This window comes from Azotobacter bryophylli (assembly GCF_042643485.1).
In the GTDB taxonomy this organism is placed as follows: domain Bacteria; phylum Pseudomonadota; class Gammaproteobacteria; order Pseudomonadales; family Pseudomonadaceae; genus Azotobacter; species Azotobacter bryophylli.
The window spans coordinates 1-24090 of the sequence record NZ_JBHRSJ010000010.1 but is presented as its reverse complement, the minus strand read 5'-3'; the positions used below and the strand labels follow the sequence as shown (position 1 = coordinate 24090).

Genomic DNA, 24090 nt, shown 5'->3' with positions numbered 1-24090 from the left:
ATTGAGGCGTCTTCCGCCTGCCGGCGCCGTTCAGCGGGCGCTGCCGAAGATCTCCGCCAGATGGGCCTGGTAGAAGGAGATGTCGCGCTCGACGTCCGGCGACTTGATCACGTCGCAGGCGATGAAGGTGGGCAGGGCCTTGAGGCCGACGAACTCCTGGGCCTTGTGGAAGGGGAAGTAGACGCCGTCGACGCCGCGCCCCTCGAAGAACTCGTCCGGCTCGTCGAAGGCCTCCCGCGGGGCGTTCCAGGTCAGCGACAGCATGTAGTGGCGGCCTTGAAGCAGGCCGCCGCTGCCGTAGTTGCGGCTCGGGTCCTGGCGGCTGCGGCCGTCGCTGGCGTAGAGCGCGCCGTGACCGGCGGTGAACACCTCGTCGACGTATTTCTTCACGGTCCAGGGCGCCCCCATCCACCAGCCGGGCATCTGATAGATGATGGCATCGGCCCAGAGAATCTTGCTGACTTCCTCCTCGGGGCTGTAGCCGGACTCGATGCGCGTCTCCCTGACCTCGTGACCCAGCTCGCTGAGCAGGCTGCGCGCCGCCTCGTGCAGGGTGTCGTTGAGACGGCCGCCGGAATGGGCGAATGCCTTGCCGCCGTTGAGTAGCAAAATCTTCATCTTGATTCTCTATAAAGGTCGGTTTGGCCGTGAAAAAGCGGGCCGCCGAAACGCGGGCGAGTATCGGGGAAAGCGACGGCGGCGTTAAGGCGAAAAGTTACAAAAAATTTTTGACTTGCAGTCAAGGATGCGAGGCCTACGGCCATCGGCCGGTCGGACTATGAGGCGTCAGCCGCTCCGCGGGGGGCGGTGCGCCGGAGGAGAATTGCCCGGACTGGCGCCGGGCGATCCTCGCGGGGCGGGGCAGGTCGCCTGCGGAGGCGACCGGAGACGGTGTTGCCCGCCGAGGCCGGCGGGCAGGGGTGTCAGCTGGAGTACTTGTAGCCGGTCTCGCCGTGGGAGGAGAGGTCCAGACCGGTCAGCTCGGACTCTTCGTCCACGCGCAGGCCACCGCAGAGCGCGGCGGCGATCTTGTAGGCCACCCAGCTGGTCACGGCCGAGAAGATCACGCTAAACAGGATCGCGCCGCCGTTGACCGCCAGCTGCCCGACCAGGGTGCGTCCTTCGCTGAAGCCCAAGCCGCCCAGGGAGGTCTGGGCGAACACCGGGGTCAGCAGGCCGCCGAGGATGCCGGCCACGCCGTGCACGCCGAACACGTCGAAGGCATCGTCGAGGCCGATGGCCGGCTTGAGCTTGTCCACCGCCCAGACGCAGACCGGCGCGGCGATCAGGCCCAGGAGGATCGCCCCCATCGGGCCGATGAAGCCGCAGGCCGGGGTCACGGCGACCAGGCCGGCGATGGCGCCGGAGACGGCACCGAACATGCTGGCCTTGCCGCGATGCTTCCACTCGACCAGCATCCAGGCGATGGCGCCGCTGCAGCCGGCGAGCATGGTGTTGACCATGATCAGCATGGCGAAGCCGCTGGCGGCCAGGGCGCAACCGCCGCAGAAGCCCAGCCAGCCGACCCACAGCAGGCAGCCGCCGGTGACGGTCATGGTCATGTTGTGCGGCGCCAGGCTCGGGGTACCGAAGCCGCGGCGCCGGCCGATCAGGTAGGCGCCGACCAGGGCGGCGATGCCGACGTTGATGTGCACCACGTTGCCGCCGGCGAAGTCCTGCACGCCCAGTCCCATCACCCAGCCGCCGCCCCAGGCCATGTGGGCCATGGGTACGTAGTTGATGGTCACCCAGATCGCCAGGAACACCATCACCGCGGAGAATTTCACTCGCTCGGCGAAGCCGCCGACGATGATCGGCGGGGTGATGGCGGCGAACAACAGCATGAAGAAGAAGTACAGCAGCTCGGGAATGCTGCCCTGCATGGAATCGGCGGTCACGCCCTTGAGGAAGAGCTTGTCGGTGCCGCCGATCAGGGATTGCAGGCTGCCGCCGTCGGTGAAGGTCAGGCTGTAGCCGTAGATGGCGAACAGCAGGGACATCAGCGCCGCGCCGGCGAACACCTGCATCAGCACCGAGAGCACGTTCTTGCTGCGCGCCATGCCGCCGTAGAAGAGTCCCAGACCCGGTATCGTCATCAGCAGCACGACCAGCGCGCATACCGTCACGAAGGCCGTGTCCCCGCTGTTCAAGGCGGGTTGCGTGTCGTCCGCCCAGGCGCTCAGGGAGCCCGCGAGCAGAAGGGTACCGGTGAAGCCGCGACGTAGGAGTCCCAACCGCTTCATTGTCTGATCCTCTCTAATATGAATTGTTAGCTCGTTAACTAGGCGGCAGTAGCAAGACCTTTCGAGTGCGAAGGCAAATGGTTCTGGCTTTCTTGTAGGTGTCGAATCAGCTGCGTACCCGCGTCTTTTCCGGGTCGTAGAAGCTCAGCGGGACGACCGTGGCGTCGATGCGCTTCTGCTGCCCGTCCAGCTTGCCGATCTGGATGCGCGTGCCCGGCTCGCAGTAGCCGATGTCCAGGCGGCACAGGGCGATGTTCTTGCCCAGCACCGGCGAACGGGTGGCGCTGGTGATCACCCCGACCTGGGCGCGGCCGTCGTGCACGCAGTCGCCGTGGGCCGCGGTCTCGTTGCCGGCGAGTTCCAGGCCGACCAGCTTGCGTTGCGGATGGGCGTTGCGGCGCAGCAGCGCTTCGCGGCCGATGAAGTCGACGTCCTTGCTCTTGAGCGGCACGCAGAAGCCGATGCCGGCCTCGAAGGGGTCGGTCTGGTCGCAGAACTCGTAGCCGGCGAAGATCAGCCCGGCCTCGATGCGCAGCATGTCCAGGGCGTGCAGGCCGAGCGGCACCAGGCCGAGCGGCTCGCCCAGCTGCCACAGGCGGCTCCAGACCTTCTGCGCATCCTGCGGATGGCACCAGATCTCGTAGCCCAGCTCGCCGGTGTAGCCGGTGCGGGAAACCATCAGCGGGCAGCCGTTGTAGTCGTCCAGCCGGCCGACCAGGAAGCGGAACCAGCCCAGTTCCTCCAGTTTCGGCTGGGTGCCGGGGGTCCAGATCATCTGCTTGAGCAGTTCGCGGGACAGCGGGCCCTGCACCGAGAGGTTGTGAATCTGCTCGGAGGCGGACTTGATCCAGACCTTCATGCCGAGTTTCTGCGCCTGCTCGCGCAGCCAGTCGCCGGCGTAGTCCTCGCCGCAGATCCAGCGGAAGCTGTCCGGCCCCAGGCGCAGCAGGGTGCCGTCGTCGAGCATGCCGCCGTGCTCGTAGCACATGGCCGAGTAGACCACCTGGCCGACGGCCAGCTTGCGCACGTCGCGGGTCAGGCAGTAGTTGAGCAGGGCCTCGGCGTCCGGGCCGAGCACCTCGAACTTGCGCAGCGGGGTGAGATCCATCACCGCCACGCGCTCGCGGCAGCCGAAGTATTCCTCGGTGGTGCCGTAGCCGTCGTAGTGGGTGGCGGCCCACCAGCCGCGGTAGTCGACGAAGTGGCGGGTGAGGGCGGAGGTGTTTTCGTGGAAGCCGCTTTCCCGGGTCAGGACCGGGTCGGCATCGGGCGTTTTGCGATTGGCCATGGCGATACTGAAGCGCTCCTTCTCGGAGTAGACGCGGATGTGGATGTCGGTCGGCTGCCAGCCGTTGGCCGGGTCGATGTCGTCGGGGCAGGAGCTGCTGGCGCAGACCAGGTCGGTCATGGCGCGCAGCAGGACGTAGTCGCCCGGACGCGACCAGGGCTCGTCCAGGGTCAGCTGCTGATGGGCGTCGATGCCGGTGTTGAAGAAGAAGTTGATCGCCGGCCAGCCTCGCCGGCCCTCCACGCCGTGGGGGGCGAGCACGCGGCTGATGTTGTCGCTGCAGTTGGCGTGGCCGAAGAAGCCCTGGGATTCGTAGTAGCGCGCGGTGCAGGCCAGGGCGAAGGTGTCGTGGCGACCGACGGTGTCGCGCACCACTTCCAGCATCGGCTGCATGTCGCGGTCGAAGAACTTGCTGAACAGGCCGGGGCCGGGATAGGCGTTGCCGTTCAGGGTGCGCGTCACCGTGGGGTCGAGGTCCAGCTGGCGGCCCCGGTCGAGCCCGCGACGGTCGAAGGCGACGAAGTCCGAGCACTGCCGGCCGGCGACGTCCAGCACCTGGATGTACTGGCCGGCCTTGACCAGGTAGTCGCGGGCGCAGCCGGGGTTGATGGTGAATTCGTCGACCACCTCGCCGAGCGGTGCCGGCAGCGGCGGCGCGAGGACGTTGCGCGGATTGGCGCGGTGGATCATCAGGCGCAGCTCGCTGGCGCGCTGCTGGCTGTCCACCGGGCTCGGCCCGCCGGGCGCGGCGACGATGACCAGGACTTCGCCGGTGGCGGCGAAGTCGCGGCCGAAGCCTGCCGGGGTCTCGCCGTCCCAGAGCAGGGCTGCGTCGGGCAGGCGGCTGCAGTCGATGTTGCGCCGGGCGAGGCCGAGGCGGGTGTGCAGGGATTCGCGACTGTCTTCGGCGATCCGCTCGGCGATGAAGCGGGCTCCGGCGCTGCCGTTCAGGCCGAGGGCGGCGAGGGCTTCCCGGCCCTGGCCGTCGAACGCCAGCAACTGGGCGCTCTGGCAACCTTCGAGGTCGATCACCTCAAGGCGGTCGCCGGGCTCCAGGGCGACTACGGTCAGACCGCCGGGGGCCACCCGGTGGCGCTCCAGCGCCGGGGCGCGGGCGAACAGGGCGGGTTCCTGCGGTCGGGATATGACGGGCATGTGCATGCGGCTCTCCGGCGAATGCGCTGCGGTTCAACCCGGCGCCTCGAATCGGCGCCTGGGTACGTGAGTACTGGCAAGAGGCGTGCCAGCCCCGGTACGAAAAACCGCGACGGGTTTTCCGTACCGGGGCTGGCCGGTGGTGGGTCGCGCTGCGTGGTTACCCACCCGGGGCGCTTCTTAGCTGGCGGCCTTGAGGGAGGCTTCCGGCTTTTCGGCGAGGTAGGCGGCCATCGAGTCGTCCAGCGCTTCCAGCCAGGGGGTGTGGTGCGGGGTGGCCATGGTGCCGGTCATCAGCGAGCGGTGGCACTTGTTGCGGTAGCCCATGATGTCCTCGTACTTGTCGTGCTTCCACTCGAGGAAGGTCTTGTTCACCGCGGCGATGTCGAAGCTCGGGTAGTCGGTGGCGTCGATCAGCTGCTGGATGTACTTGCCCTGGAACTCGAACATCTCCTGGGCGTTCTGCAGGGTTTCCTCCTCGGCGCGCCAGGCCAGGTCTTCGGCGTGCATCTCTTCCTTGCTCGGCAGGGCGATGCGGCCGAGCAGCACGTCGCGTACGTACCAGGCCTGGGCGTCGAACATGTTGAAGCTGTACCACTGGTCCTGCATGCCCAGGTAGATCATCTTCGGGTTGTCTTCCCAGAACACGCCCTTGTACAGGTTCAGCGGCCACAGGCGGTTGTCGGTCTTCAGGCACAGCTCTTCCGGCAGGAAGGTGAAGTGGTGCTTGTAGCCGGTGCAGAGGATCACCGCGTCGATGTGCTTGTGGCTACCGTCGGCGAAGTAGGCGGTGCTGCCTTCGACGCGCTTGAGCAGCGGCTTCTCTTCCCAGTTGGCCGGCCACTTGTAGCCCATCGGTGCATTGCGGTAGCAACTGGTGATGGAGCGGGCGCCGTACTTGTAGCACTGCGAGCCGATGTCCTCGGCGGAGTAGCTGGCGCCGACGATCAGCACGTCCTTGCCCTTGAATTCCAGCGCGTCGCGGAAATCGTGGGCGTGCAGCACGCGCCCGGCGAAGCTCTCGAAACCCGGGAAGTAGGGGACGCTGGGGGTGGAGAAGTGGCCGCTGGCGCAGACCACGTAGTCGAAGGTTTCCGAGTAGGTCTCGTTCTTCGTGTAGTCGTGCACGCTGACGGTGAACAGCTGGCTGGCCGGGTCGAAGCTGACGTGGCGCACGGCGGTGTTGAAGCGGATGTAGTCGCGCACGCCGGCCTTCTCGACGCGGCCCTTGATGTAGTCCCACAGCACTTCGCGGGGCGGGAAGGAGCCCATCGGCCGGCCGAAGTGCTCGTCGAAGGTGTAGTCGGCGAACTCCAGGCATTCCTTGGGTCCGTTCGACCACAGGTAGCGGTACATGCTGCCGTGCACCGGCTCGCCGTTCTCGTCCAGGCCGGTGCGCCAGGTGTAGTTCCACATGCCGCCCCAGTCCTTCTGCTTCTCGAAGCACACCAGTTCGGGGATCTCGGCGCCCTTGGCCTTGGCGGACTGGAAGGCACGCAGCTGGGCCAGACCGCAGGGGCCGGCACCGATGATGGCGATACGGGTGGACATGGTCATTCTCCTAACAATTCTTCGTGGGAAAGAAAATTTCGAGGTGGGAATGACGGTATTACAGCCGCGCGCCGCGGAAACTCTCCTCGAGGAGATACCCCGTTCGGGGTAGCCGCATTTGGGGCGGCTCGGGCACTGGGAAAAGGCATTCGCGGCGGGGAGGGTGGCATCGTGCTGGTGCATGCCGGTCCGATAGTGTGCATCCGTGCGGATTTTATCGCCAGGAAAGTAAGTTTATTTTCCGCTCGCCAGAGCCCGCCGGGCCTGCCCGGGGCAAGGGCATGGAACTTGCTCGTGCTTGCCAAAGACTCATTTTTCGGAGGGGCAATCGCGTGCAGCTGAGCGATCCGAGCACTGGCTGGCAGTGGCCCTGGCGTCGCTTACTGGCACGGGACGTCCGTCAGCGTCTGCTCATGGAGCTGCCGTTGCGCCTGTTGCGCCAGCCGGACAGCGAGGCGCCCCTGCTGGAGCTGCTCACCGCGCTTGAGTGTCAGCTGCCGGCCGAGCGGGCCTGGCTGTTGCTGTCCCGGGGCGAGCCGGGGGCTTACCGCCAGTTGGGCATGCCCGGCGAGTGCCCGGATACTCCCGAGTGCCCGCGGCGCGGCGGCCCCGAGCGATTGCCCGCCGCCGGTTGCCTGATGAACTGCGCCAGCTGCCTGGCCGCCGGACGCAAGCGCCTGATCTGCGGAGTCAGCGGCGGCAACGGCGAGCCCGGCGCGCTGCTGCTGGATTTCCACCGGCCGCCGCGGGCGACCCAGCGCGATACCGTGCGCGAGGTGGGCCGGGTGCTCGGCGAGACCTTCATGGCCCTGGCCGAGAGCCGCCAGCAGCAGCGCCGCGATCTGGCCGCCGAGCGCGGCATGCTGTCCCGCGAGCTGCACGACACCGTGGCCCAGCAGCTCGGCTATCTGCAGATCCGCGCCTGTCGCCTGCAACGGGTGCTCGACGACCCGGCGCAGTCCGGCGAGGCCGCGGCGATGCTCGACGACCTGCGCGCCACCCTGCAGCTGTTGCATCGCCAGGTGCGCGAGCTGATCGCCACGGCGCGTCTGACCATGGACGGCCGCTCCCTGCGCCAGGCGCTGGAGGCCTCGGTGGAGGAATTCGCCCGGCGCAGCGGTTGCGTGTTCGAGCTGGACAACCGCCTCTCCGACGGCGGCCTCGACCCCGAAGCCGAGCTGCAGATCCTTCAGGTGGTGCGCGAGGCGCTGGCCAACGCGGTACGCCATTCCCAGGCGCGGCAGGTGCGCGTGCTCCTGCACGAGCCGGAGGGCGAGGGCGTCGAGGTGCTGGTGGAGGACGACGGCGTCGGCCTGCCGGCACAACTGCCGGAGGACAGCCATTACGGCCTGCGCATCATGCGCGAACGCGCCGCCACCATCGGCGCACGACTAGAGATCGGCGCCGCCGTGCCGCAGGGCACGCGCATCCGCCTGCAATGGAGGGGAGCATGAACGAGACCCGCCTGCTGTTGATCGACGACCACAAGCTGCTGCGGCGCGGCCTGGCCGAGCTGCTCAACGCCGAGGACGGCCTGACCGTGATCGGCCAGGCCAGCAGCGGCCAGGAAGGCATCGAGCTGGCCCGGCAGCTGGCGCCGGATCTGATCCTGCTGGATCTGCACATGCCCGGGCTGAGCGGCCTGGAAACCCTGGCGCGGCTCAAGCCGCTGGTGCCGGACAGCCTGGTGGTGGTGCTCACCGCCTCCGACCGCCAGGACGATCTGCTGGCCGCCCTGCGCGCGGGGGCCGACGGCTACGTGCTGAAGGACAGCGAACCGGAGCAGCTGGTCGGCTATCTGCTCGGCTGCCGCAAGGGGCGGGTGACCCTCGATCCGAGTCTCACCGGCCTGCTCTCCATCGACACTCCACCGCCGCCGCGGCGTCCGGAATGCGACGGCGAGGGCGAACTGACCGAGCGCGAGCGGCAGACCCTGGCGCTGATCGCCGCGGGCCTGAGCAACAAGCTGATCGCCCGCGAGCTGGGCATCAGCGATGGCACCGTGAAAGTGCATGTCCGCCACCTGCTGTGCAAGCTCAATCTGCATTCGCGCCTGGAGCTGGCCGCCTGGGCCCATCGCGGCGGTTTCGTCGAGCGCCGGGCGGGTGCCGCGGAGTCGCTGTCTTGACGCCGTTGCGCCAGTGGTTCCGGGGACTCGGACGGCTCTGCGGGCTGGCCTGCAGCGAGTCGGGGGAGGAGTGCTGGGGCGACAGCCTCGATCAGCTGCCGCTGGCGCTGGTGCGCCTGGACGGTGAGGGCCGCATGAGCCGGCTGAGCGCCGGTTGGGAAACGCTGACCGGCTACCGCACGCGGCAGTGCCTGCAGCGGCCGCACGAGGAATACCTGCACCCCGAGGATCGGCCGCGCTGGCAGCAGTGCCTGCAGGACCTGCGCGGCGTCGCCGAGGTGCAGCCGTGCGTGGAGATCTTCCGCTATCTGGGTCGCGGCGGTGCGCTGCGCTGGGTCGAGGTGCGCCTGCGCCGGCATGGCGAGGGTTTCGTCGCCAGCCTGGGCGATATCAGCGAGCAGATGCAGCACCGCCAGACCCTGCAGGCCAGCCACCGCAGCCTGAGCAACCTGCTCGACGCCCTGCCGGCGATGGTCTATCGCTGCCGCAACAACCGCCTGTGGAACATGGAGTACGTCAGCGCCGGCTGCCTGGAGCTGACCGGCTATCGCGCGGAGGATCTGATCGACAGCCAGCGCCTGAGCTTCCACAGCCTGATCCACCCGGAAGACTGCGAGCACGTCTGGTGCGAGGTGCAGGCCGGGCTGGACGAGCGCCGGCCGTTCGCCTTCGACTATCGCCTGCTCTGCGCCGACGGCAGCCTCAAGCCGGTGCTCGAGCGCGGTTGCGGCATCTTTTCGGAAAGCGGCGAGGTGCTGGGGCTGGAAGGCGTGATCACCGAACGGGCGGTCGGGCGCGCCTGACGGTTCCCGCCCGCCGCGCGGCGGCCTCGGCGTAGTAATATTGCGCGGCAAGCCTGGGCTGGGCTACTGTGCCCCGAGAGCAAAGCGAGACTATCCGTGATTTCCTCCACCCTCCTCATGCGCGTCATCAAGGCACACGCCCGCTGGCGTTGGCGTAGCTGATCCTCCTCTCAACCGGTTTGCCGGACTGCATGCCGCTGTTCTCCGATCGCCGATCGGCGAAGGACCGAGCGGGCGAATAAGCGGTACGAGTCACGCCCTTTATATCCAGGGCAGTCAAATAGAAGGGGTTACGCCTGATGCTGCTGATGATCGACAACTACGATTCCTTTACCTACAACGTGGTGCACTACCTGGGCGAGCTGGGTGCGGACGTCAAGGTGATCCGCAACGACGAGCTGAGCATCGCTGAGATCGAGGCTCTGCGGCCCGAGCGCCTGGTGATCTCGCCCGGCCCCTGCACCCCCAGCGAGGCCGGGGTGTCGCTGGAGGCCATCAAGCATTTCGCCGGCAAGCTGCCGATCCTCGGCGTCTGCCTCGGCCACCAGAGTATCGGTCAGGCCTTCGGCGGCGACGTGGTGCGCGCGCGGGTGGCCATGCACGGCAAGACCAGCCCGGTCTTCCACCGCGACCTGGGCGTGTTCGCCGGGCTTAACAACCCGCTGACCGTGACCCGCTACCACTCCCTGGTGGTCAAGCGCGAAACCCTCCCGGATTGCCTGGAAATCACCGCCTGGACCCAGCTCGAGGACGGTGCGGTGGACGAGATCATGGGGCTGCGGCACAAGACCCTGAACATCGAGGGCGTGCAGTTCCATCCGGAGTCGATCCTGACCGAGCAGGGGCACGAGCTGTTCGCCAACTTCCTCAAGCAGAGCGGAGGCGTGCGCTGATGGAAATCAAGGAAGCCCTCGACCGGGTGGTCAACCACCTCGACCTGACCACCGAGGAGATGCAGGGCGTGATGCGCCGGATCATGACCGGTCAGTGCAGCGATGCGCAGATCGGCGCCTTCCTCATGGGCATGCGCATGAAGAGCGAGAGCATCGACGAGATCGTCGGTGCCGTGCAGGTCATGCGCGAACTGGCCGAGCCGGTGCTCATCGACGCCGAAGGGTTGGTCGACACCTGCGGCACCGGCGGCGACGGCATGAACATCTTCAACGTCTCCAGCGCCGCGGCCTTCGTCGTCGCGGCGGCCGGCGGCAAGGTGGCCAAGCACGGCAACCGCGCGGTCTCCGGCAAGAGCGGCAGCGCCGACCTGCTGGAGGCGGCGGGGGTCTATCTCGACCTGGCGCCGGCCCAGGTCGCGCGCTGCGTCGAGGTGGTGGGGGTCGGCTTCATGTTCGCTCCGGCCCACCACGGAGCCATGCGCCATGCCAGCAACGCCCGCCGCGAGCTGGGGCTGCGCACCCTGTTCAACATGCTCGGCCCGATGTCCAACCCGGCCGGGGTCAGGCGCCAGGTGCTCGGCGTGTTCAGCAAGGCGTTGTGCCGCCCGCTGGCCGAGGTCCTGCAGCGTCTGGGCGGCGTGCATGTGCTGGTGGTGCATGCCCAGGACGGCCTGGACGAGATCAGCCTGGCCGCGCCGACCCATGTCGCCGAACTGAGGAACGGCGAGATCAGCGAATACCTGATCCAGCCGGAGGATTTCGGCATCAAGAGCCAGAGCCTGATCGGCCTCAACGTAGAGGGGCCGCAGGAGTCGCTGGCGCTGATCCGCGATGCCCTCGGCAAGCGCAAGACCGAGGCCGGGCAGAAGGCCGCCGACATGATCATCCTCAATGCCGGCGCCGCGCTCTACGCCGCCGACCGGGCGCGCAGCCTGAAAGAGGGCGTGGCCCTGGCCCATGATGCGCTCTTCAGCGGGTTGGCCCGCGACAAGCTGGAAGAGCTGGTATCCATCACCGCCGTGTTTCGTCAGGAGAATCAAGCGTGAGCCTGCCCACCGTTCTGGAAAAGATCGTCGCCCGCAAGGTCGAGGAAGTCGCCGAGCGCCGTGCCCGCGCGCCCCTCGCCGAGGTCGAGGCCCTGGCGCGTGCCGCCGACGCCCCGCGCGGCTTCGCCCGTGCCCTGCAGGTGCAGGCTGCGCGCAAGCAGGCGGCGGTAATCGCCGAGGTCAAGAAAGCCTCGCCGAGCAAGGGCGTGCTGCGCGAGCACTTCGTTCCCGCCGAGATCGCCAGGAGCTATGAGGAGGGCGGGGCGACCTGCCTGTCGGTGCTGACCGACGTGGACTTCTTCCAGGGCGGCGACGCCTATCTGCAAGAGGCCCGCGCAGCCTGCCAACTGCCGGTGATCCGCAAGGATTTCCTCATCGACCCCTACCAGGTGGTCGAGGCGCGCGCGCTCGGCGCCGACTGTGTGCTACTGATCGCCGCCTGTCTGGAGGACGGACAGATGCGCGAGCTGGCCGCGACGGCCAAGGACATGGGGCTGGACGTGCTGGTCGAGGTGCACGACGGCGCCGAGCTGGAGCGCGCCCTGCAGCTGGAGACGCCGCTGCTCGGCATCAACAATCGCAATCTGCACACCTTCGATGTGAGCCTGGAAACCACCCTCGATCTGCTGCCCAGGGTTCCCAGGGATCGCCTGGTTGTCACCGAGAGCGGCATCCTCACCCGTGCCGACGTGGAGCTGATGGAAATCAGCGGCGTCTACGCTTTCCTGGTCGGCGAAGCATTCATGCGGGCGGAGAATCCGGGCGCCGAGCTGCGCCGGCTGTTCTTTCCCGGCTGAGTTCGTAAGGGGCGACTGCGGGGGCTATTTTGGGGAGGGAACTGCCGGCCGGGACGACCACGAGGCTGAGTCGTCTCCCGGCAGCGGTTCGGGCGCTCGGCGCGGCTTGGGTGCGCAAGGCACGCAGCGCGTCGTGCGGCAATGGCTAGCGGGTGCCGAAGACCACCATGGTCTTGCCCTTGACGTGGACCAGCCCCTGTTCTTCCAGGCTCTTCAATACGCGGCCGACCATTTCCCGCGAGCAGCCGACGATGCGGCCGATTTCCTGGCGGGTGATCTTGATCTGCATGCCGTCGGGATGGGTCATGGCGTCGGGTTGCTTGCACAGGTCCAGCAGGGTGCGTGCCACGCGGCCGGTGACGTCGAGGAAAGCCAGGTCGCCGACCTTGCGGGTGGTGTTGCGCAGGCGGTCGGCCATCTGCCGGCCGAGGGAGTAGAGGATCTCCGGGTCCTGCTGGGCCAGTTCGCGGAATTTCGCGTAGCTGATCTCCGCTACTTCGCATTCGGTCTTGGCCCGGACCCAGGCGCTGCGCTCCTTTTCGCTGCCTTCCTTGTCGAAGAGTCCCATTTCGCCGAAGAAGTCCCCGGCATTCAGGTAGGCGATGATCATCTCGCGGCCATCGTCATCCTCGATCAGGATGGTGACCGAGCCCTTGATGATGAAGAACAGGCTTTCGCACCGATCGCCTGCATAGATGATGGTGCTCTTCGCAGTGTAGCGACGGCGATGGCAGTGGGCCATCAATTTGTCGAGGTTGTTGTGCTTGGGTGTTAGGGTGATAGCAACCACGCCGGTGTCCCCTGAATGGATGAATTTGGTCCCTTGTTCAAGATTGAACGCGTTTCTTGTAATGGGCCCAAGTGTGCCAGTAATCGGGCGGCAGCTTAACAGACGCCCGTGCCATCTTGAGTCCGATTTGTGACGGAACGAACATCTGCCCGGCATCTTTTCCCAAGCCCCCGAGTCCGCGGCCCTGCTGGGTGCGCTGTGATAGAATCCGCGGCATTTTTAGCGGGGAGTCTGGTGATGAAAGCACGTATCCAGTGGGCCGGAGAGGCCCTGTTTATCGGCGAGTCCGGCAGCGGCCATGCCGTGGTCATGGACGGACCGCCCGAGAATGGCGGGCGCAATCTCGGCATCCGGCCGATGGAGATGATGCTGATCGGTCTGGGCGGTTGTTCCAGCTTCGACGTGGTCAGCATCTTGAAGAAGTCGCGCCAGCCGGTAGAGAGTTGTGAGGCCTTCCTCGAGGCCGAGCGTGCCGGCGAGGAGCCCAAGGTGTTCACCAAGATCCACCTGCATTTCGTGGTCAAGGGGCGCGGACTGAAGGAGGCGCAAGTCAAACGTGCGGTGGAATTGTCCGCCGAGAAATATTGCTCCGCTTCCATCATGCTCGGCCGCGCGGGTGTCGAGATCAGCCACGATTACGAAATTGTCGAACTGGGCTGAGGACGCTCCTCGGGAATCTCGGCGAAAACAGCGCAAATGCTGGCATCCCGGCCCATAGCTCTGCATAATTCGCCCCCATTTTCCGGGGCGTCGCATCCCCGAACGGCACAACCACAATCGCCAAAGCGAAGAGGTGTCACTCGTCCTACGCGGATGCCATCCCGGCATCCGACGGGCATGCCCAATCACGCGGCGGGGCCGCATCGACAGAGAGTTTTGAAACGGTGAAAAGCAAACTCAAGCTCCATGGGTTCAACAATCTGACCAAGACCTTGAGCTTCAACATCTACGACATCTGCTACGCGAAAACGCCGGAAGACCAGCAGGCCTACGTCCAGTACATCGACGAAGAGTACGATGCCGAGCGCCTGACCCAGATTCTCACCGATGTTGTCGATATCATTGGCGCCAACGTGCTGAACATTGCCCGGCAGGACTACGATCCGCAGGGCGCCAGCGTGACCATCCTCATCTCCGAGCAGCCGGTCGAGCCGACCGAGAGCCAGATCGAGGAGTCGCCGGGGCCGGAGACCATCCTGGCGCACCTGGACAAGAGCCACATCACCGTGCACACCTACCCGGAAATCCATCCGGTCGACGGCATCGCCACTTTCCGGGTGGATATCGATGTGTCCACCTGTGGCGTGATTTCCCCTCTGAAGGCGCTTAACTACCTGATCCACCAGTTCGATTCGGACATCGTCACCGTCGATTACCGGGTGCGTGGTTTCACCCGCGACGTGGAGGGGCGCAAGCACTTCATCGATCACGAGATCAACTCGATCCAGAAGTACCTGTCTGCCGATACCCGTTCGGCCTACCAGATGACCGACGTGAACGTGTATCAGGAAAACCTGTTCCACACCAAGATGCTGCTCAAGGACTTCGACCTAGATAACTACCTGTTCGGCGACGCCACCCGCAACCTGTCCGCCGAGCAGCGCAAGCAGGTGGAGGAGCGTCTGCGCCACGAGATGCTGGAGATCTTCTACGCGCGGAACATGCCGCACTGAGTTCGGCTGCCTCATGCACGACAAAGGGCGCCTCGGCGCCCTTTGTCGTTTTTGCCCCGAGCCTCCGGGAAGGATTCAGATCCGGTAGGTGGTCTTGGTCATCACCTTCGACAGCAGGCTCATGCCGAACTTCACCGGTGCCGGGAAGCGGATTCCGCCGGCTTCGATGGCGGTGGTGGAGTGCTGCTGCTCGTCGGTGCGCATCTGCTCGAGGATGGCGCGGGACTTCCGGTCCGTCGCAGGCAGCTTGCTCAAGTGCTCGTCCAGGTGCTTGCAGACCTGATCCTCCGTTGCTGCGACGAAGCCCAGGCTGACCCGGTCGCTGATCATCCCGGCTGCCGCGCCCAGGCCGAAGGAGAGCCCATAGAACAGCGGGTTGAGCACACTGGTATGGCTACCGAGCTCGCGGATTCGCTGCTCGCACCAGGCCAGGTGATCGACCTCCTCGTTGGCTGCCTGCTCCATGGCATCACGGACGTGCGGCAACTTGGCGGTCAGCGCCTGCCCTTGATAGAGCGCCTGGGCACAGACCTCGCCGGTGTGATTGACCCGCATGAGACCGGCGACATGGCGGGCTTCATTGGTGCCGAGTTCGGAGTCGGGCTCGGTGACCGCGGGCGAGGGGCGGTACGGCTTGCCGCTGAAGGGCAGCAGGGTGCGCAACGCGGCATCGGCTTGCAGCAGCAGACGATCGGCAGTTGAGTAATGGCGTTCGCTGGCCATGGGACCTCCGGGATGATCATGCGGGCAGTGTAACCCAAACGGGTCGCACCGCTCTTGAGCTGGGGCAGGCGTCGCTGGCGCTGTGCCCCCGGCCGCCATCGCTGGCCGACGGGGAGGCGACGGCGTATGGGCTTTCGGATCAGCCCGGAGGCCAGTGCATCTGGCGCTGACCGAGCACGTGCATGTGGATGTGATGCACGGTCTGCCCGCCTTGGTCGTTGCAGTTCATCACTACACGGAAGCCGGCTTCGCAGCCCTGCTCCAGGGCCAACTGCTGGGCGGTGTAAAGAACGTGTCCGGCCAGAGGCTTGTCCTCTTCGCTCAGGTGGTTGAGCGTGGAGATATGCTTCTTGGGAATGACCAGGAAATGCACCGGCGCCTGGGGGTTGATGTCGTGGAAGGCGACGACCTGCTCATCCTCGTAGAATTTACGCGCGGGGATTTCCCCGGCGACGATCTTGCAAAATAGACAATCCACAGACGGTCTCCTTGCCTGTAATGGACGGCACGAGTGTATCGGTGCCGAAGTGGAGCGGCCAGTCTATCAGTTGCCCGCCATCATCCGGTTGACTCTCGCCGCCACCTTGCGGGTCAGCCAGCGCGGCGCGAAGCCGGGCAGCCGGCTGACCAGCCGATTGCGCCATCCCGGAATGATGATCGCCCGGTTCTTGTCTAGCGCCTTCAGGGTGTACTGGGCGACCGCTTCGGCGCTGAGCATGAACTTGCTGTCGGCCATCTGGCGCACGTCCATTCCCGCCTTGCGGAAGAAGCCGGTATTGGTCGGCCCGGGGCAAAGCACGGAAACCCTCACTCCATGGGGTGCCAGCTCCTCGCGCAGGGCTTCTGAGAAGTGCAGCAGATAGGCCTTGCTGGCGAAGTAATTGCTCATCCAGGGGCCGGGCTGGAAGGCCGCCAGCGAGGAGACATTGAGGATCTGGCCGCCGCCGCGTTGCTGCATGTGCTGTCCCAGGGAGTGGCAGAGCCGGGCGCTGGCGAGGACGCCGACCTCGATCAGCGCCTGTTCCTGGCGCCAGTCCTGCTCCAGGTAGGGGCCGAAGCTGGCGAAGGCGGCGTTGTTGATCAACAGGTCGATATGCAGCCTTCCTTGCTCCAGTTCGTGTAGCAGCCCGGTGAGCTGCAAGGGTTGGCTCAGATCGCAGACGCGGAACAGCGTCTGCACGGCAAAGCGCTGGCTCAGCTCATGGGCGATGCTTTCCAGGGCGGGGCGCTGGCGGGCCACCAGAAGCAGGTTGCGACCACGCCTGGCGAGGGCTTCGGCCAGAGCCAGTCCTATACCGCTGGAAGCGCCAGTGATTAGAGCGAATTTGGGCAATGGGGTTCTCCGGGACCTTGCCGGGCGTTGGACCATGACAGGTGTGACGGGTTGCGAAAAGACGCGGATCTTGCGTGTTTGCCCCGCAACTCTCAAGTCGAATTGCGGCTTAAAACGGCTTCAGCAGCGCTTTGTAAAAATCCGCCTGCAGTCCGACGAGGAACAGGACCGGCCACAGGGGGGCGAGCAGTTTTACCGCCAGGCTGTTCGGAGGTGGGGGAGGGCCATAACGGTTCGCGTCTCGATTGCCGGGAGCTAACGTCAGCAGAAGGGGAATCAGGCTGCCGATGGCCGGGACCAGAGAGAGCAGGAACAGCCAGCCGGACCGGTTCATGTCATGCAGACGCTGGATGCTGATCTGTACGCTGGTGACCGTCAGGGCAATGCCGGTTGCTGCTATCAGTGACAGGCCGAGTAGGGGAGACGATGCGGCGATCACGGCTGCCAAAAAGAATAGCGGCACGGAGAGCAGCACGATCACCAGCTGCCAGGCGAGATAGCGAAGGCGACCGATCCGCCCCTTCGATGTGAATACCTTGAGCGGGCCAACTTCGGGCTCGGGCGCGCCGAGCCTGGACTGAGGCGGGGCATAGGGCGAGCCGACAGTGTCCGTCGGGGCTCCAAGTGGGGCCAGGTCGCTGGCGGCGGCCTGGCGGGCGATGAACTTCTCGATGGCGATACCACAGCTATTGCAGATCTCGGCCTTCCCCTGTTTCACCCCGCACTTCGGGCAGACCATGGACTCGATAGGTACTGGCGTTGCGGTCGGAAGGGGTGCTTGAGCCGGCGGGCGATCCTCGACCTTGTAGGCTTTGGCGCCGGCGCGCTGCAGGGCTCGGAGATAGCGTTCGGCCTCGCTATCCTCAAGGCTTCGCTTGAGTGGCAGAGCCTTGCCGGCGAAGAGGCGCTCTATGTTGCCTTGATCGCTCTTGAACAGCCGGCAAAGGTTGTCCTTGAGGGTCTCCTGCGTCACTCCGGGCAGGGGTTCACCAGCGAACAGGATCTGATAGCGGGCTTCGGTCATGCGGGCTTCCTTGGCATCTTGAGCTGAAGGCAAGAGGAAGCTTAATGGCCATTGGATATCGCGCAAATGATTCCAGGCACGCGATCACGATCAAATGACCTGCTTTCGGCTCGGTTCAGAAGGGCCTTACGACTACCAGAACCACGATGCCCAGCAGGAAGAGTACAGGGATTTCGTTGAACCAGCGATAGAACACGTGGCTGCGAGGCGTCTCGCCGCGGGCGAAGCGTTTGAGCTGGGCGCCGCAGACATGGTGATAGCCGATCAGGAGAACCACAAGCGTGAGCTTGGCGTGCATCCAGCCCTGGCTGAAGTAGTAGCCGGGATTGGTGGTGATCAGGCCGGCGCCGAGCAGCAGCGTGGCGATCATCGAAGGATTCATGATCCCGCGATAGAGCTTGCGCTCCATGGTGCAGAAGCGCTCGCGGCTGGCCTGGTCATCGCTCATGGCGTGGTAGACGAACAGGCGGGGGAGGTAGAAGAGCCCGGCGAACCAGCAGACGACGGCGATGATGTGCAGGGCTTTCAGCCAGAGAAAAAGCATGGATGCATCCTGGTTCCAGAAAATGACGCATGGTAGTGCTTGCGGGGGCGTGACGTCATCTCGGTAGTTGGCCGGTACCGGCCATGGCTTTATCATCGCCGGCTTTCAATGGTTTCTCGCAAGGGGCGATTTATGGTCAAGGTCGGTATTGTCGGCGGCACGGGTTACACCGGGGTCGAGCTGCTGCGTCTATTGGCGCAGCACCCGCAGGCTGAAGTGGTGGTGATCACCTCCCGCTCCGAGGCCGGCGTGAAGGTTGCGGACATGTATCCCAACCTGCGTGGCCACTACGACCAGCTCGCCTTCAGCGTGCCGGACACCGCGACGCTGGGCGCCTGCGACGTGGTCTTCTTCGCCACGCCCCATGGGGTTGCCCATGCCCTGGCCGGCGAGTTGCTGGATGCCGGTACTAAGGTCATCGACTTGTCCGCCGATTTCCGTTTGCAGGATGCCGAGGAATGGGCCAAGTGGTACGGTCAGCCGCACGGGGCTCCTGAGTTATTGCCCGAAGCGGTCTATGGCCTGGCCGAGGTCAATCGCGAGAAGATCAAGGCGGCACGTCTGATCGCCGTGGCCGGTTGCTATCCGACGGCAACCCAGCTGGGCTTCCTGCCGCTTCTGGAGGCCGGATTAGCCGACACGTCTCGTCTGATCGCCGACTGCAAGTCCGGGGTCAGCGGTGCCGGGCGTGGCGCCAAAGTGAGCTCGCTGCTATGCGAGGCAGGCGAGAGCATGATGGCCTATTCGGTGAAGGGGCACCGGCATCTTCCGGAGATCGCCCAAGGGCTGCGCCGCGCCAGCGGTGGGGAGGTGGGGTTGACCTTCGTTCCTCACCTGGCGCCTATGATCCGTGGCATCCACGCTACCTTGTATGCGACCGTGGCCGATCGCTCCGTAGATCTCCAGGCCCTGTACGAGAAACGCTATGCCAGCGAGCCCTTCGTCGACATCATGCCAGCTGGCAGTCATCCGGAAACGCGCAGCGTAAGAGGCGCCAACGTCTGCCGCATTGCTGTGCATCGCCCTCAAGGCGGTGATCTTGTCGTGGTGCTGTCGGTGATCGATAACCTGGTCAAGGGAGCATCGGGGCAGGCGGTACAGTGCATGAACATCCTCTTCGGCCTTGACGAGCGGCTGGGATTGTCCCACCCGGCCATGCTGCCTTGATGGCTGCTTGGTAGCGGATATCGGTTGTTGCGGGAATTCGTAAGAGCCGCGGGCTATCTCTATCTCTGGACTTTGCGCGGACGAAGCCCCTTTCGAAGAGCGAAGGCTTATCGATGAGGCGGGCCTGCTAAGCGCTATGGTTTGAGCGTCTTTGGGCGTTAGTCAGAAAGCCAGAGAAAGATTGCTACGGTTTCGCCGGTAGGTGAGTACGAACGTACAGGGTGACTTGGCACTATCCGCATGATATTGGATGGCGGGATATAACTAGGGAGCAGTGGATGCCGGTCGCAACATGCTTCGATCGGGACGTCTGCCTCGGTGCTTTTCCCTGTATGTTCTGCCGGCTTGTCTTGAGCTGGAGCATTCTAGGATACCGCTTAATAGTTGACCTCTTTTGTAGGGTAAGCGGATAATGATGGTCCTGATAGACGGCGTTTGGCGCCGGGGAGATCAACAGCATGAGCGTCGAAACCTTCACCCCGACACCCTTGCACTTCACGCAGGGTGCAGCTAGCAAGGTGAAGACCCTGATTGATGAGGAGGGCAATCCGCGCCTCAAGCTGCGCGTTTTCGTTACGGGCGGGGGCTGTTCTGGTTTTCAGTATGGCTTCACCTTCGACGAGGATGTCGCCGACGACGATACGGTCGTTGAGCGCGAAGGTGTCAGCTTGGTCGTCGACCCGATGAGTTTCCAGTACCTCGCGGGCGCTGAGGTGGATTATCAGGAAGGGCTGGAGGGTTCGCGTTTCGTGATCAAGAATCCTAATGCTGCCACTACCTGTGGTTGCGGACAGTCCTTCTCCATCTAGATTGATAGTCGTTGTATTTTTGCCAAAAAGCCGCCCATGGGGCGGCTTTTTAGTTTTGCATCCCTATGGGGAAGGGTTAGGCGGGGTAGATGGCGCCTAAGATGCGTAGCCCTTTCGCCCCGGTAACGCTGGGGCAATTGGCTGGAATCCCTTCCAGACAGCAATGGGCCAGCCAAGCGAACGCCATGGCTTCTATCCAGTCCGGCGGCAGCCCATAGGCGGCGGTAGTGGCTACTCTGTCACTGGGGAGTAGCTCGGCCAGACGGTTCATCAGGGCCCTGTTATGTGCTCCGCCGCCGCAGACGAGTAGTTCGTCCGTTTTCTCCTGAGCAGCCCGCAGAGACTCTATGATGCTGCGGGCTGTCAGCTCCAGCAGCGTGGCTTGAACATCTTCTGCGGGCATTTCCGGCAGGCAAGCCAGATGCTGTGCTAACCAGTTCAGGTTGAACAGTTCCCTTCCGGTGCTTTTCGGGCCGTTGGTTTTAAAGAAGGGAGTGTTGAGCAAACTGTCCAGAAGGGCTGGAGCAATCCTGCCTTTCAAGGCCCACTGACCCTCTCGGTCGAAATCAAGCCCTTGCTTACACTGGATCCAGGCATCCATCAGAACATTGCCCGGGCCGCAATCGAATCCACGCACAGGCTGATCAGGTTGAATCAGCGTGAGATTGCTGAAGCCGCCGATATTGAGGATCGCCCGATGAGTCCTTCCATCGTCGAAGAGAGCTTGGTGAAAGGTAGGCACGAGAGGAGCGCCTTGCCCGCCGGCTGCCAGGTCACGGCGCCGGAAATCGCTCACTACAGTAATTCCTGTCCTTTCGGCGAGCAAAGCCGGGTTGCCGATTTGAACGCTAAATCCCCGACTAGGCTCATGGCGCACTGTTTGGCCATGGCTGCCTATGGCGCGAATCTCCGAAGGTTGCAGACTCTCTTGGTGGAGAATGGACAATATGCCCTGGGCGGCGATCTCTACCCACTGCTGTTCGGCGATGGCCGCTCTGGCCAGCTCATCGGGGCCTGATGAGCACAAGGCAAGCAGTTCCGCTCGTAATCCGGCGGGCATGGGGAGGTAGTGGCTAGCAACAAGCGTGGAGCGGGAGTCTTGTTTGATGAGCGCAATGTCTAGGCCATCCAGACTGGTTCCAGACATCACGCCGATATAGAGCCCCATGATCAGGGCTTGTTCATGGCCAACATCGTGGCCTTTTCTTGATCCATCTTTGCCATTAAAGGCCGGCTTGCCTGTAGAAAACGTTGCTTCTCTGCACCTGCGAGCGCGTCAGTCATAGGCAGCTTTTGAGATAGCGGATCCACATGAGTCCCATTGATCTGGAACTCATAGTGCAGGTGGGGGCCCGTAGATAACCCAGTCGTACCGATGTAGCCGATGACTTGGCCCTGCCGCACGTTGCTGCCAGTGCGAATACCCTTGGCGAATCCTTGCATGTGAGCATAGAGAGTCTGGTACCGATTGCCGTGCTGGATTATGACGGTATTACCGTACCCCCCCTTGCGGCCGGCGAGTTCAACGCGACCATCTCCAGCTGCTTTGATTGGGGTTCCCCGGGGGGCAGCATAATCCACGCCTTTATGCGCTCGAATCTTGTTCAGGATGGGATGCAGCCGACCATTGGTGAAGCGTGAGCTGATCCTTGCGAAATCGACTGGTGTGCGGATGAAGGCCTTGCGCATGCTCCTGCCATCCGCTGTGAAATAACTGACTGTCCCCTGCTTGCTGGTGTAACGAACGGCTGTAAACGTTTTTCCGCGATTGGTGAACCGCGCGGCCAGGATGTTCCCGGTGCCGATCGGCTTGCCATCCAGCACTTTCTCTTCATAGATCACTTCGAACTCATCACCATCCCGAAGGTCCTGAGCGAAGTCGATGTCGTAAGCAAAAATATCCGAAAGAGCCACAGTCATTCCGTGTGAAAGCCCGGCCCGCTTGGCTGCCAGGAAAAGAGAGCTGTCGATCACGCCGCGCGCATAGGCCGAGCGAGTTTCGGGCTTGGCCTGCTCATGTTTGCTGGTGAAGCCCTTGTCGGTTTTACTCACCTCAATGCTCTGCAAGGCACCCAACTTGCAGCGCAGGGATTGTAGATCCCCCTCTGGAGATAGCTTGAACTCGAATTGCTGTCCGTTTTGGACCCGGCTGAGTTGCTTGGCTTCCTTGCTACTGCTTAGAACATCATGCAGAACAGAGGTCGGTAGGCCTGCCTTGGCAAAGATGCTTGAGAGAGTGTCTCCGCTATCGGCAGTGATGAGCTTCATTCGAGGCTCTTTGCTCTGGCTGTCGGCCACCTCTGCACGGTCATTGATCTGCTCAGCTTGAGCATTTGTATCTTGGGTGGTCGGAGTGCTTTGGATGTTGACGAAGGGGGATGGGGATTCTTCAACGAACGTCAGTTGCGGCTCGCTCGATGGCAAAGGCGTTGAGACGGTCTCTGGTTCTAGACTGGCGAAGGGCTTTTGGGCTTCGACTTCGCGTGAGGGGAACACCAGCAGGGCCAGGCTGAGCAGCGCAGCTATACCACTAGCGGCCAGGATATGGCCTTTCGGGTACAACGGAGCTTTGGAAATTTTCTGAGTCATGGCAGAGGGTGCATTTAGGCTACATTAACTGCCTAAAGTATAATCAAACACACTGCCTGACAAGCTTCTAAGGGACGCCGTGATGATCTATCTGTCAGGTGGTTGCGACGTGGCATCGCCTCTTGTGAGGTTGAGGAGGACCTGGCGGCTTGAGTTGAGATCTTTTGTCTCGCTCGTGGAATCTTGTATCGTTGCAACCTTTTCGATGTGGAATTAGTGGGTCGTCCATGAAATCGGTTGAAGAGCAGCTGGCGCTGATCAAGCGTGGCGCAGAAGAGATTTTGGTTGAGTCGGAGCTGGTCGAAAAGCTCAAGCGTGGCCAGCCGCTAAGGGTGAAAGCCGGCTTTGATCCTACTGCGCCGGATCTCCATCTTGGGCATACAGTGCTCATCAATAAGCTGCGCCAGTTTCAGGACTTGGGGCATCAGATCATCTTTTTGATTGGTGACTTTACCGGGATGATCGGCGATCCCAGTGGCAAGAGCGCCACGCGTCCCCCGTTGACGCGAGAGCAGGTTTTGCAGAATGCCGAGACCTACAAAGCCCAGGTGTTCAAGATTCTCGACCCCTCCAAGACAGAGGTGGTTTTCAATTCCGCTTGGATTGATCAGCTCTCTCCGGCCGATTTTCTCCGCCTTACCTCGCAATACACTGTGGCGAGAATGCTGGAACGAGAGGATTTCCATAAGCGTTATACCTCCAATCAATCAATATCCATTCATGAGTTTTTATACCCGCTCATGCAGGGGTATGACTCTGTGGCTCTGCGCGCTGATGTGGAATTGGGGGGTACTGATCAGAAGTTCAATCTTCTCATGGGGCGCGAGTTGCAGCGGGCGTACGGGCAGGAGTCTCAATGTGTCGTTACCATGCCTTTGTTGGAGGGGCTGGACGGCATCAAGAAGATGTCCAAGTCGCTAGGTAACTATGTGGGCATCCAAGAGTCGCCGGGGGTCATGTATAGCAAGCTTGTGTCCATGCCTGATTCTCTGATGTGGCGCTATTTTGAGCTTCTGAGTTTTCGCCCGATGTCGGAAGTAGAGGCTTTTAGGCTTGAGGTCGAGCAGGGGGCGAATCCGAGGGATATCAAAATTAAGCTGGCGGAAGAGATTGTCGCTCGTTTCCATGGCCAGGAAGCTGCTGCCAGTGCTCATCGCTCGGCAGGCAATCGTATGAAAGATGGTGAGTTGCCAGAAGATCTTCCGGAGATCGTATTGGTCGGGGTGGAGGATATGCCCATTGCGGCGGTGCTCAATCGGACAGGGCTGGTCAAAAATGCGGCAATGGCGCGAGATCTGCTCGCTTCTGGTGGGGTGCGGGTAGATGGTGTGATTGTGGATCGCGGCTTTATCTTCAGGTGTGGTTCGAGCCATGTCTGCCAGGCGGGGAAGAAGTCCTTTGCTAGGGTCGTTCTGAAAATGCAATAAATTATGGTTGACGCCAGATTTGAGGTCCCTATAATGCGCACCACTTCCGGCGCGGTCCTCACGGAAAACCTCTTTCGAATCAAGGGGTTGGCTAAGAGGGTGGGGTC

The 24090-nt window shown here is 63.4% G+C and carries 23 protein-coding genes; 11 read left to right on the top strand and 12 right to left on the bottom strand.

What is annotated here, in order from left to right; genetic code table 11:
- Positions 1 to 30: 30 nt before the first annotated feature.
- The 4 genes from ACFOJE_RS05360 to ACFOJE_RS05345 form a co-directional block, all read right to left on the bottom strand.
- Positions 31 to 618, bottom strand: coding sequence for an NAD(P)H-dependent oxidoreductase (locus tag ACFOJE_RS05360; protein WP_377813257.1), 588 nt, complete (start codon positions 616 to 618; stop codon positions 31 to 33).
- 305 nt (positions 619 to 923) lie between these two features.
- Positions 924 to 2243, bottom strand: coding sequence for an ammonium transporter (locus tag ACFOJE_RS05355; RefSeq protein ID WP_377813256.1), 1320 nt, complete (start codon positions 2241 to 2243; stop codon positions 924 to 926).
- Positions 2244 to 2349: 106 nt separating this feature from the next.
- Complete coding sequence (locus ACFOJE_RS05350; RefSeq protein WP_377813255.1) at positions 2350 to 4692, bottom strand: DUF1989 domain-containing protein; 2343 nt, start codon at positions 4690 to 4692, stop codon at positions 2350 to 2352.
- Positions 4693 to 4866: 174 nt separating this feature from the next.
- Entirely contained in the window at positions 4867 to 6237 is a 1371-nt protein-coding gene (locus tag ACFOJE_RS05345; protein ID WP_377813254.1) for an NAD(P)-binding domain-containing protein, read from the bottom strand.
- Between the two features lie 332 nt (positions 6238 to 6569).
- Here ACFOJE_RS05345 and ACFOJE_RS05340 point away from each other — a divergent pair, with 332 nt between their 5' ends.
- From ACFOJE_RS05340 to trpC, 6 genes are all read left to right on the top strand, one after another.
- Positions 6570 to 7691 carry an ATP-binding protein gene (locus tag ACFOJE_RS05340; RefSeq protein WP_377813253.1) on the top strand — a complete coding sequence of 374 codons (1122 nt, stop codon included), beginning with the start codon at positions 6570 to 6572 and terminating at the stop codon, positions 7689 to 7691.
- Complete coding sequence (locus tag ACFOJE_RS05335; RefSeq protein ID WP_377813252.1) at positions 7688 to 8365, top strand: response regulator; 678 nt, start codon at positions 7688 to 7690, stop codon at positions 8363 to 8365. The genes ACFOJE_RS05340 and ACFOJE_RS05335 overlap by 4 nt, the downstream gene beginning before the upstream one ends.
- The gene (locus ACFOJE_RS05330; protein WP_377813251.1) at positions 8362 to 9168 is read left to right on the top strand and encodes a PAS domain-containing protein; all 807 of its coding nucleotides are present in this window, start codon (positions 8362 to 8364) and stop codon (positions 9166 to 9168) included. Before ACFOJE_RS05335 ends, ACFOJE_RS05330 begins: the two co-directional genes overlap by 4 nt.
- A 299-nt stretch (positions 9169 to 9467) precedes the next feature.
- Entirely contained in the window at positions 9468 to 10061 is a 594-nt protein-coding gene (locus tag ACFOJE_RS05325; RefSeq protein WP_377813250.1) for an aminodeoxychorismate/anthranilate synthase component II, read from the top strand.
- The gene (gene trpD, locus ACFOJE_RS05320) at positions 10061 to 11107 is read left to right on the top strand and encodes an anthranilate phosphoribosyltransferase (protein ID WP_377813249.1); all 1047 of its coding nucleotides are present in this window, start codon (positions 10061 to 10063) and stop codon (positions 11105 to 11107) included. Before ACFOJE_RS05325 ends, trpD begins: the two co-directional genes overlap by 1 nt.
- Complete coding sequence (gene trpC, locus ACFOJE_RS05315; protein ID WP_377813248.1) at positions 11104 to 11904, top strand: indole-3-glycerol phosphate synthase TrpC; 801 nt, start codon at positions 11104 to 11106, stop codon at positions 11902 to 11904. The genes trpD and trpC overlap by 4 nt, the downstream gene beginning before the upstream one ends.
- A 145-nt stretch (positions 11905 to 12049) precedes the next feature.
- Here the strand turns inward: trpC and crp are convergent, their stop codons facing one another.
- Entirely contained in the window at positions 12050 to 12694 is a 645-nt protein-coding gene (crp, locus tag ACFOJE_RS05310) for a cAMP-activated global transcriptional regulator CRP (RefSeq protein ID WP_377813247.1), read from the bottom strand.
- 237 nt (positions 12695 to 12931) lie between these two features.
- Between crp and ACFOJE_RS05305 the strand changes: the two genes are divergently transcribed.
- Positions 12932 to 13354, top strand: coding sequence for an OsmC family protein (locus ACFOJE_RS05305; protein ID WP_377813246.1), 423 nt, complete (start codon positions 12932 to 12934; stop codon positions 13352 to 13354).
- Positions 13355 to 13578: 224 nt separating this feature from the next.
- Positions 13579 to 14367 carry an adenosylmethionine decarboxylase gene (gene speD / locus ACFOJE_RS05300; protein WP_377813245.1) on the top strand — a complete coding sequence of 263 codons (789 nt, stop codon included), beginning with the start codon at positions 13579 to 13581 and terminating at the stop codon, positions 14365 to 14367.
- A gap of 75 nt (positions 14368 to 14442) precedes the next feature.
- Here the strand turns inward: speD and coq7 are convergent, their stop codons facing one another.
- The 5 genes from coq7 to hemJ form a co-directional block, all read right to left on the bottom strand.
- On the bottom strand, positions 14443 to 15090 hold the full coding sequence (gene coq7 / locus ACFOJE_RS05295) for a 2-polyprenyl-3-methyl-6-methoxy-1,4-benzoquinone monooxygenase (protein WP_377813244.1): 648 nt from the start codon (positions 15088 to 15090) through the stop codon (positions 14443 to 14445).
- 139 nt (positions 15091 to 15229) lie between these two features.
- Positions 15230 to 15568 carry a histidine triad nucleotide-binding protein gene (locus ACFOJE_RS05290; RefSeq protein ID WP_377813242.1) on the bottom strand — a complete coding sequence of 113 codons (339 nt, stop codon included), beginning with the start codon at positions 15566 to 15568 and terminating at the stop codon, positions 15230 to 15232.
- Between the two features lie 66 nt (positions 15569 to 15634).
- Complete coding sequence (locus ACFOJE_RS05285) at positions 15635 to 16423, bottom strand: SDR family NAD(P)-dependent oxidoreductase (RefSeq protein ID WP_377813241.1); 789 nt, start codon at positions 16421 to 16423, stop codon at positions 15635 to 15637.
- A gap of 109 nt (positions 16424 to 16532) precedes the next feature.
- The gene (locus tag ACFOJE_RS05280; protein WP_377813240.1) at positions 16533 to 17447 is read right to left on the bottom strand and encodes a DUF805 domain-containing protein; all 915 of its coding nucleotides are present in this window, start codon (positions 17445 to 17447) and stop codon (positions 16533 to 16535) included.
- Between the two features lie 115 nt (positions 17448 to 17562).
- Positions 17563 to 17991 carry a protoporphyrinogen oxidase HemJ gene (gene hemJ / locus ACFOJE_RS05275; protein ID WP_377813239.1) on the bottom strand — a complete coding sequence of 143 codons (429 nt, stop codon included), beginning with the start codon at positions 17989 to 17991 and terminating at the stop codon, positions 17563 to 17565.
- A gap of 132 nt (positions 17992 to 18123) precedes the next feature.
- On the opposite strand from hemJ, the gene argC reads away from it, so the two are divergent.
- Both argC and erpA read left to right on the top strand, forming a co-directional pair.
- Positions 18124 to 19158 (top strand): N-acetyl-gamma-glutamyl-phosphate reductase, encoded by a 1035-nt coding sequence (argC, locus tag ACFOJE_RS05270; protein WP_377813238.1) that lies wholly within the window; start codon positions 18124 to 18126, stop codon positions 19156 to 19158.
- A 458-nt stretch (positions 19159 to 19616) separates the two neighbouring features.
- Entirely contained in the window at positions 19617 to 19967 is a 351-nt protein-coding gene (gene erpA / locus ACFOJE_RS05265) for an iron-sulfur cluster insertion protein ErpA (protein ID WP_377813237.1), read from the top strand.
- A gap of 76 nt (positions 19968 to 20043) precedes the next feature.
- Here erpA and ACFOJE_RS05260 read toward each other — a convergent pair whose 3' ends face one another.
- A complete protein-coding gene (locus tag ACFOJE_RS05260) occupies positions 20044 to 21135 on the bottom strand; it encodes an anhydro-N-acetylmuramic acid kinase (RefSeq protein WP_377813236.1) in 1092 nt (363 codons plus the stop codon).
- Positions 21136 to 21137: 2 nt separating this feature from the next.
- A complete protein-coding gene (locus ACFOJE_RS05255; RefSeq protein ID WP_377813235.1) occupies positions 21138 to 22556 on the bottom strand; it encodes a peptidoglycan DD-metalloendopeptidase family protein in 1419 nt (472 codons plus the stop codon).
- A gap of 227 nt (positions 22557 to 22783) precedes the next feature.
- On the opposite strand from ACFOJE_RS05255, the gene tyrS reads away from it, so the two are divergent.
- On the top strand, positions 22784 to 23983 hold the full coding sequence (gene tyrS, locus ACFOJE_RS05250) for a tyrosine--tRNA ligase (RefSeq protein WP_377813234.1): 1200 nt from the start codon (positions 22784 to 22786) through the stop codon (positions 23981 to 23983).
- Positions 23984 to 24090 lie beyond the last annotated feature (107 nt).

Excerpts from the sequence above, each read along its gene's own strand:
- ACFOJE_RS05360 (WP_377813257.1), bottom strand. The coding sequence starts at position 618 with ATGAAGATTTTGCTACTCAACGGCGGCAAGGCATTCGCCCATTCCGGC.
- ACFOJE_RS05355 (WP_377813256.1), bottom strand. The coding sequence starts at position 2,243 with ATGAAGCGGTTGGGACTCCTACGTCGCGGCTTCACCGGTACCCTTCTG.
- ACFOJE_RS05350 (WP_377813255.1), bottom strand. The coding sequence starts at position 4,692 with ATGCACATGCCCGTCATATCCCGACCGCAGGAACCCGCCCTGTTCGCC.
- ACFOJE_RS05345 (WP_377813254.1), bottom strand. The coding sequence starts at position 6,237 with ATGTCCACCCGTATCGCCATCATCGGTGCCGGCCCCTGCGGTCTGGCC.
- ACFOJE_RS05335 (WP_377813252.1), top strand. The coding sequence starts at position 7,688 with ATGAACGAGACCCGCCTGCTGTTGATCGACGACCACAAGCTGCTGCGG.
- ACFOJE_RS05325 (WP_377813250.1), top strand. The coding sequence starts at position 9,468 with ATGCTGCTGATGATCGACAACTACGATTCCTTTACCTACAACGTGGTG.
- trpD (WP_377813249.1), top strand. The coding sequence starts at position 10,061 with ATGGAAATCAAGGAAGCCCTCGACCGGGTGGTCAACCACCTCGACCTG.
- ACFOJE_RS05305 (WP_377813246.1), top strand. The coding sequence starts at position 12,932 with ATGAAAGCACGTATCCAGTGGGCCGGAGAGGCCCTGTTTATCGGCGAG.
- coq7 (WP_377813244.1), bottom strand. The coding sequence starts at position 15,090 with ATGGCCAGCGAACGCCATTACTCAACTGCCGATCGTCTGCTGCTGCAA.
- ACFOJE_RS05280 (WP_377813240.1), bottom strand. The coding sequence starts at position 17,447 with ATGACCGAAGCCCGCTATCAGATCCTGTTCGCTGGTGAACCCCTGCCC.
- hemJ (WP_377813239.1), bottom strand. The coding sequence starts at position 17,991 with ATGCTTTTTCTCTGGCTGAAAGCCCTGCACATCATCGCCGTCGTCTGC.
- argC (WP_377813238.1), top strand. The coding sequence starts at position 18,124 with ATGGTCAAGGTCGGTATTGTCGGCGGCACGGGTTACACCGGGGTCGAG.
- erpA (WP_377813237.1), top strand. The coding sequence starts at position 19,617 with ATGAGCGTCGAAACCTTCACCCCGACACCCTTGCACTTCACGCAGGGT.
- ACFOJE_RS05260 (WP_377813236.1), bottom strand. The coding sequence starts at position 21,135 with ATGGGGCTCTATATCGGCGTGATGTCTGGAACCAGTCTGGATGGCCTA.
- ACFOJE_RS05255 (WP_377813235.1), bottom strand. The coding sequence starts at position 22,556 with ATGACTCAGAAAATTTCCAAAGCTCCGTTGTACCCGAAAGGCCATATC.
- tyrS (WP_377813234.1), top strand. The coding sequence starts at position 22,784 with ATGAAATCGGTTGAAGAGCAGCTGGCGCTGATCAAGCGTGGCGCAGAA.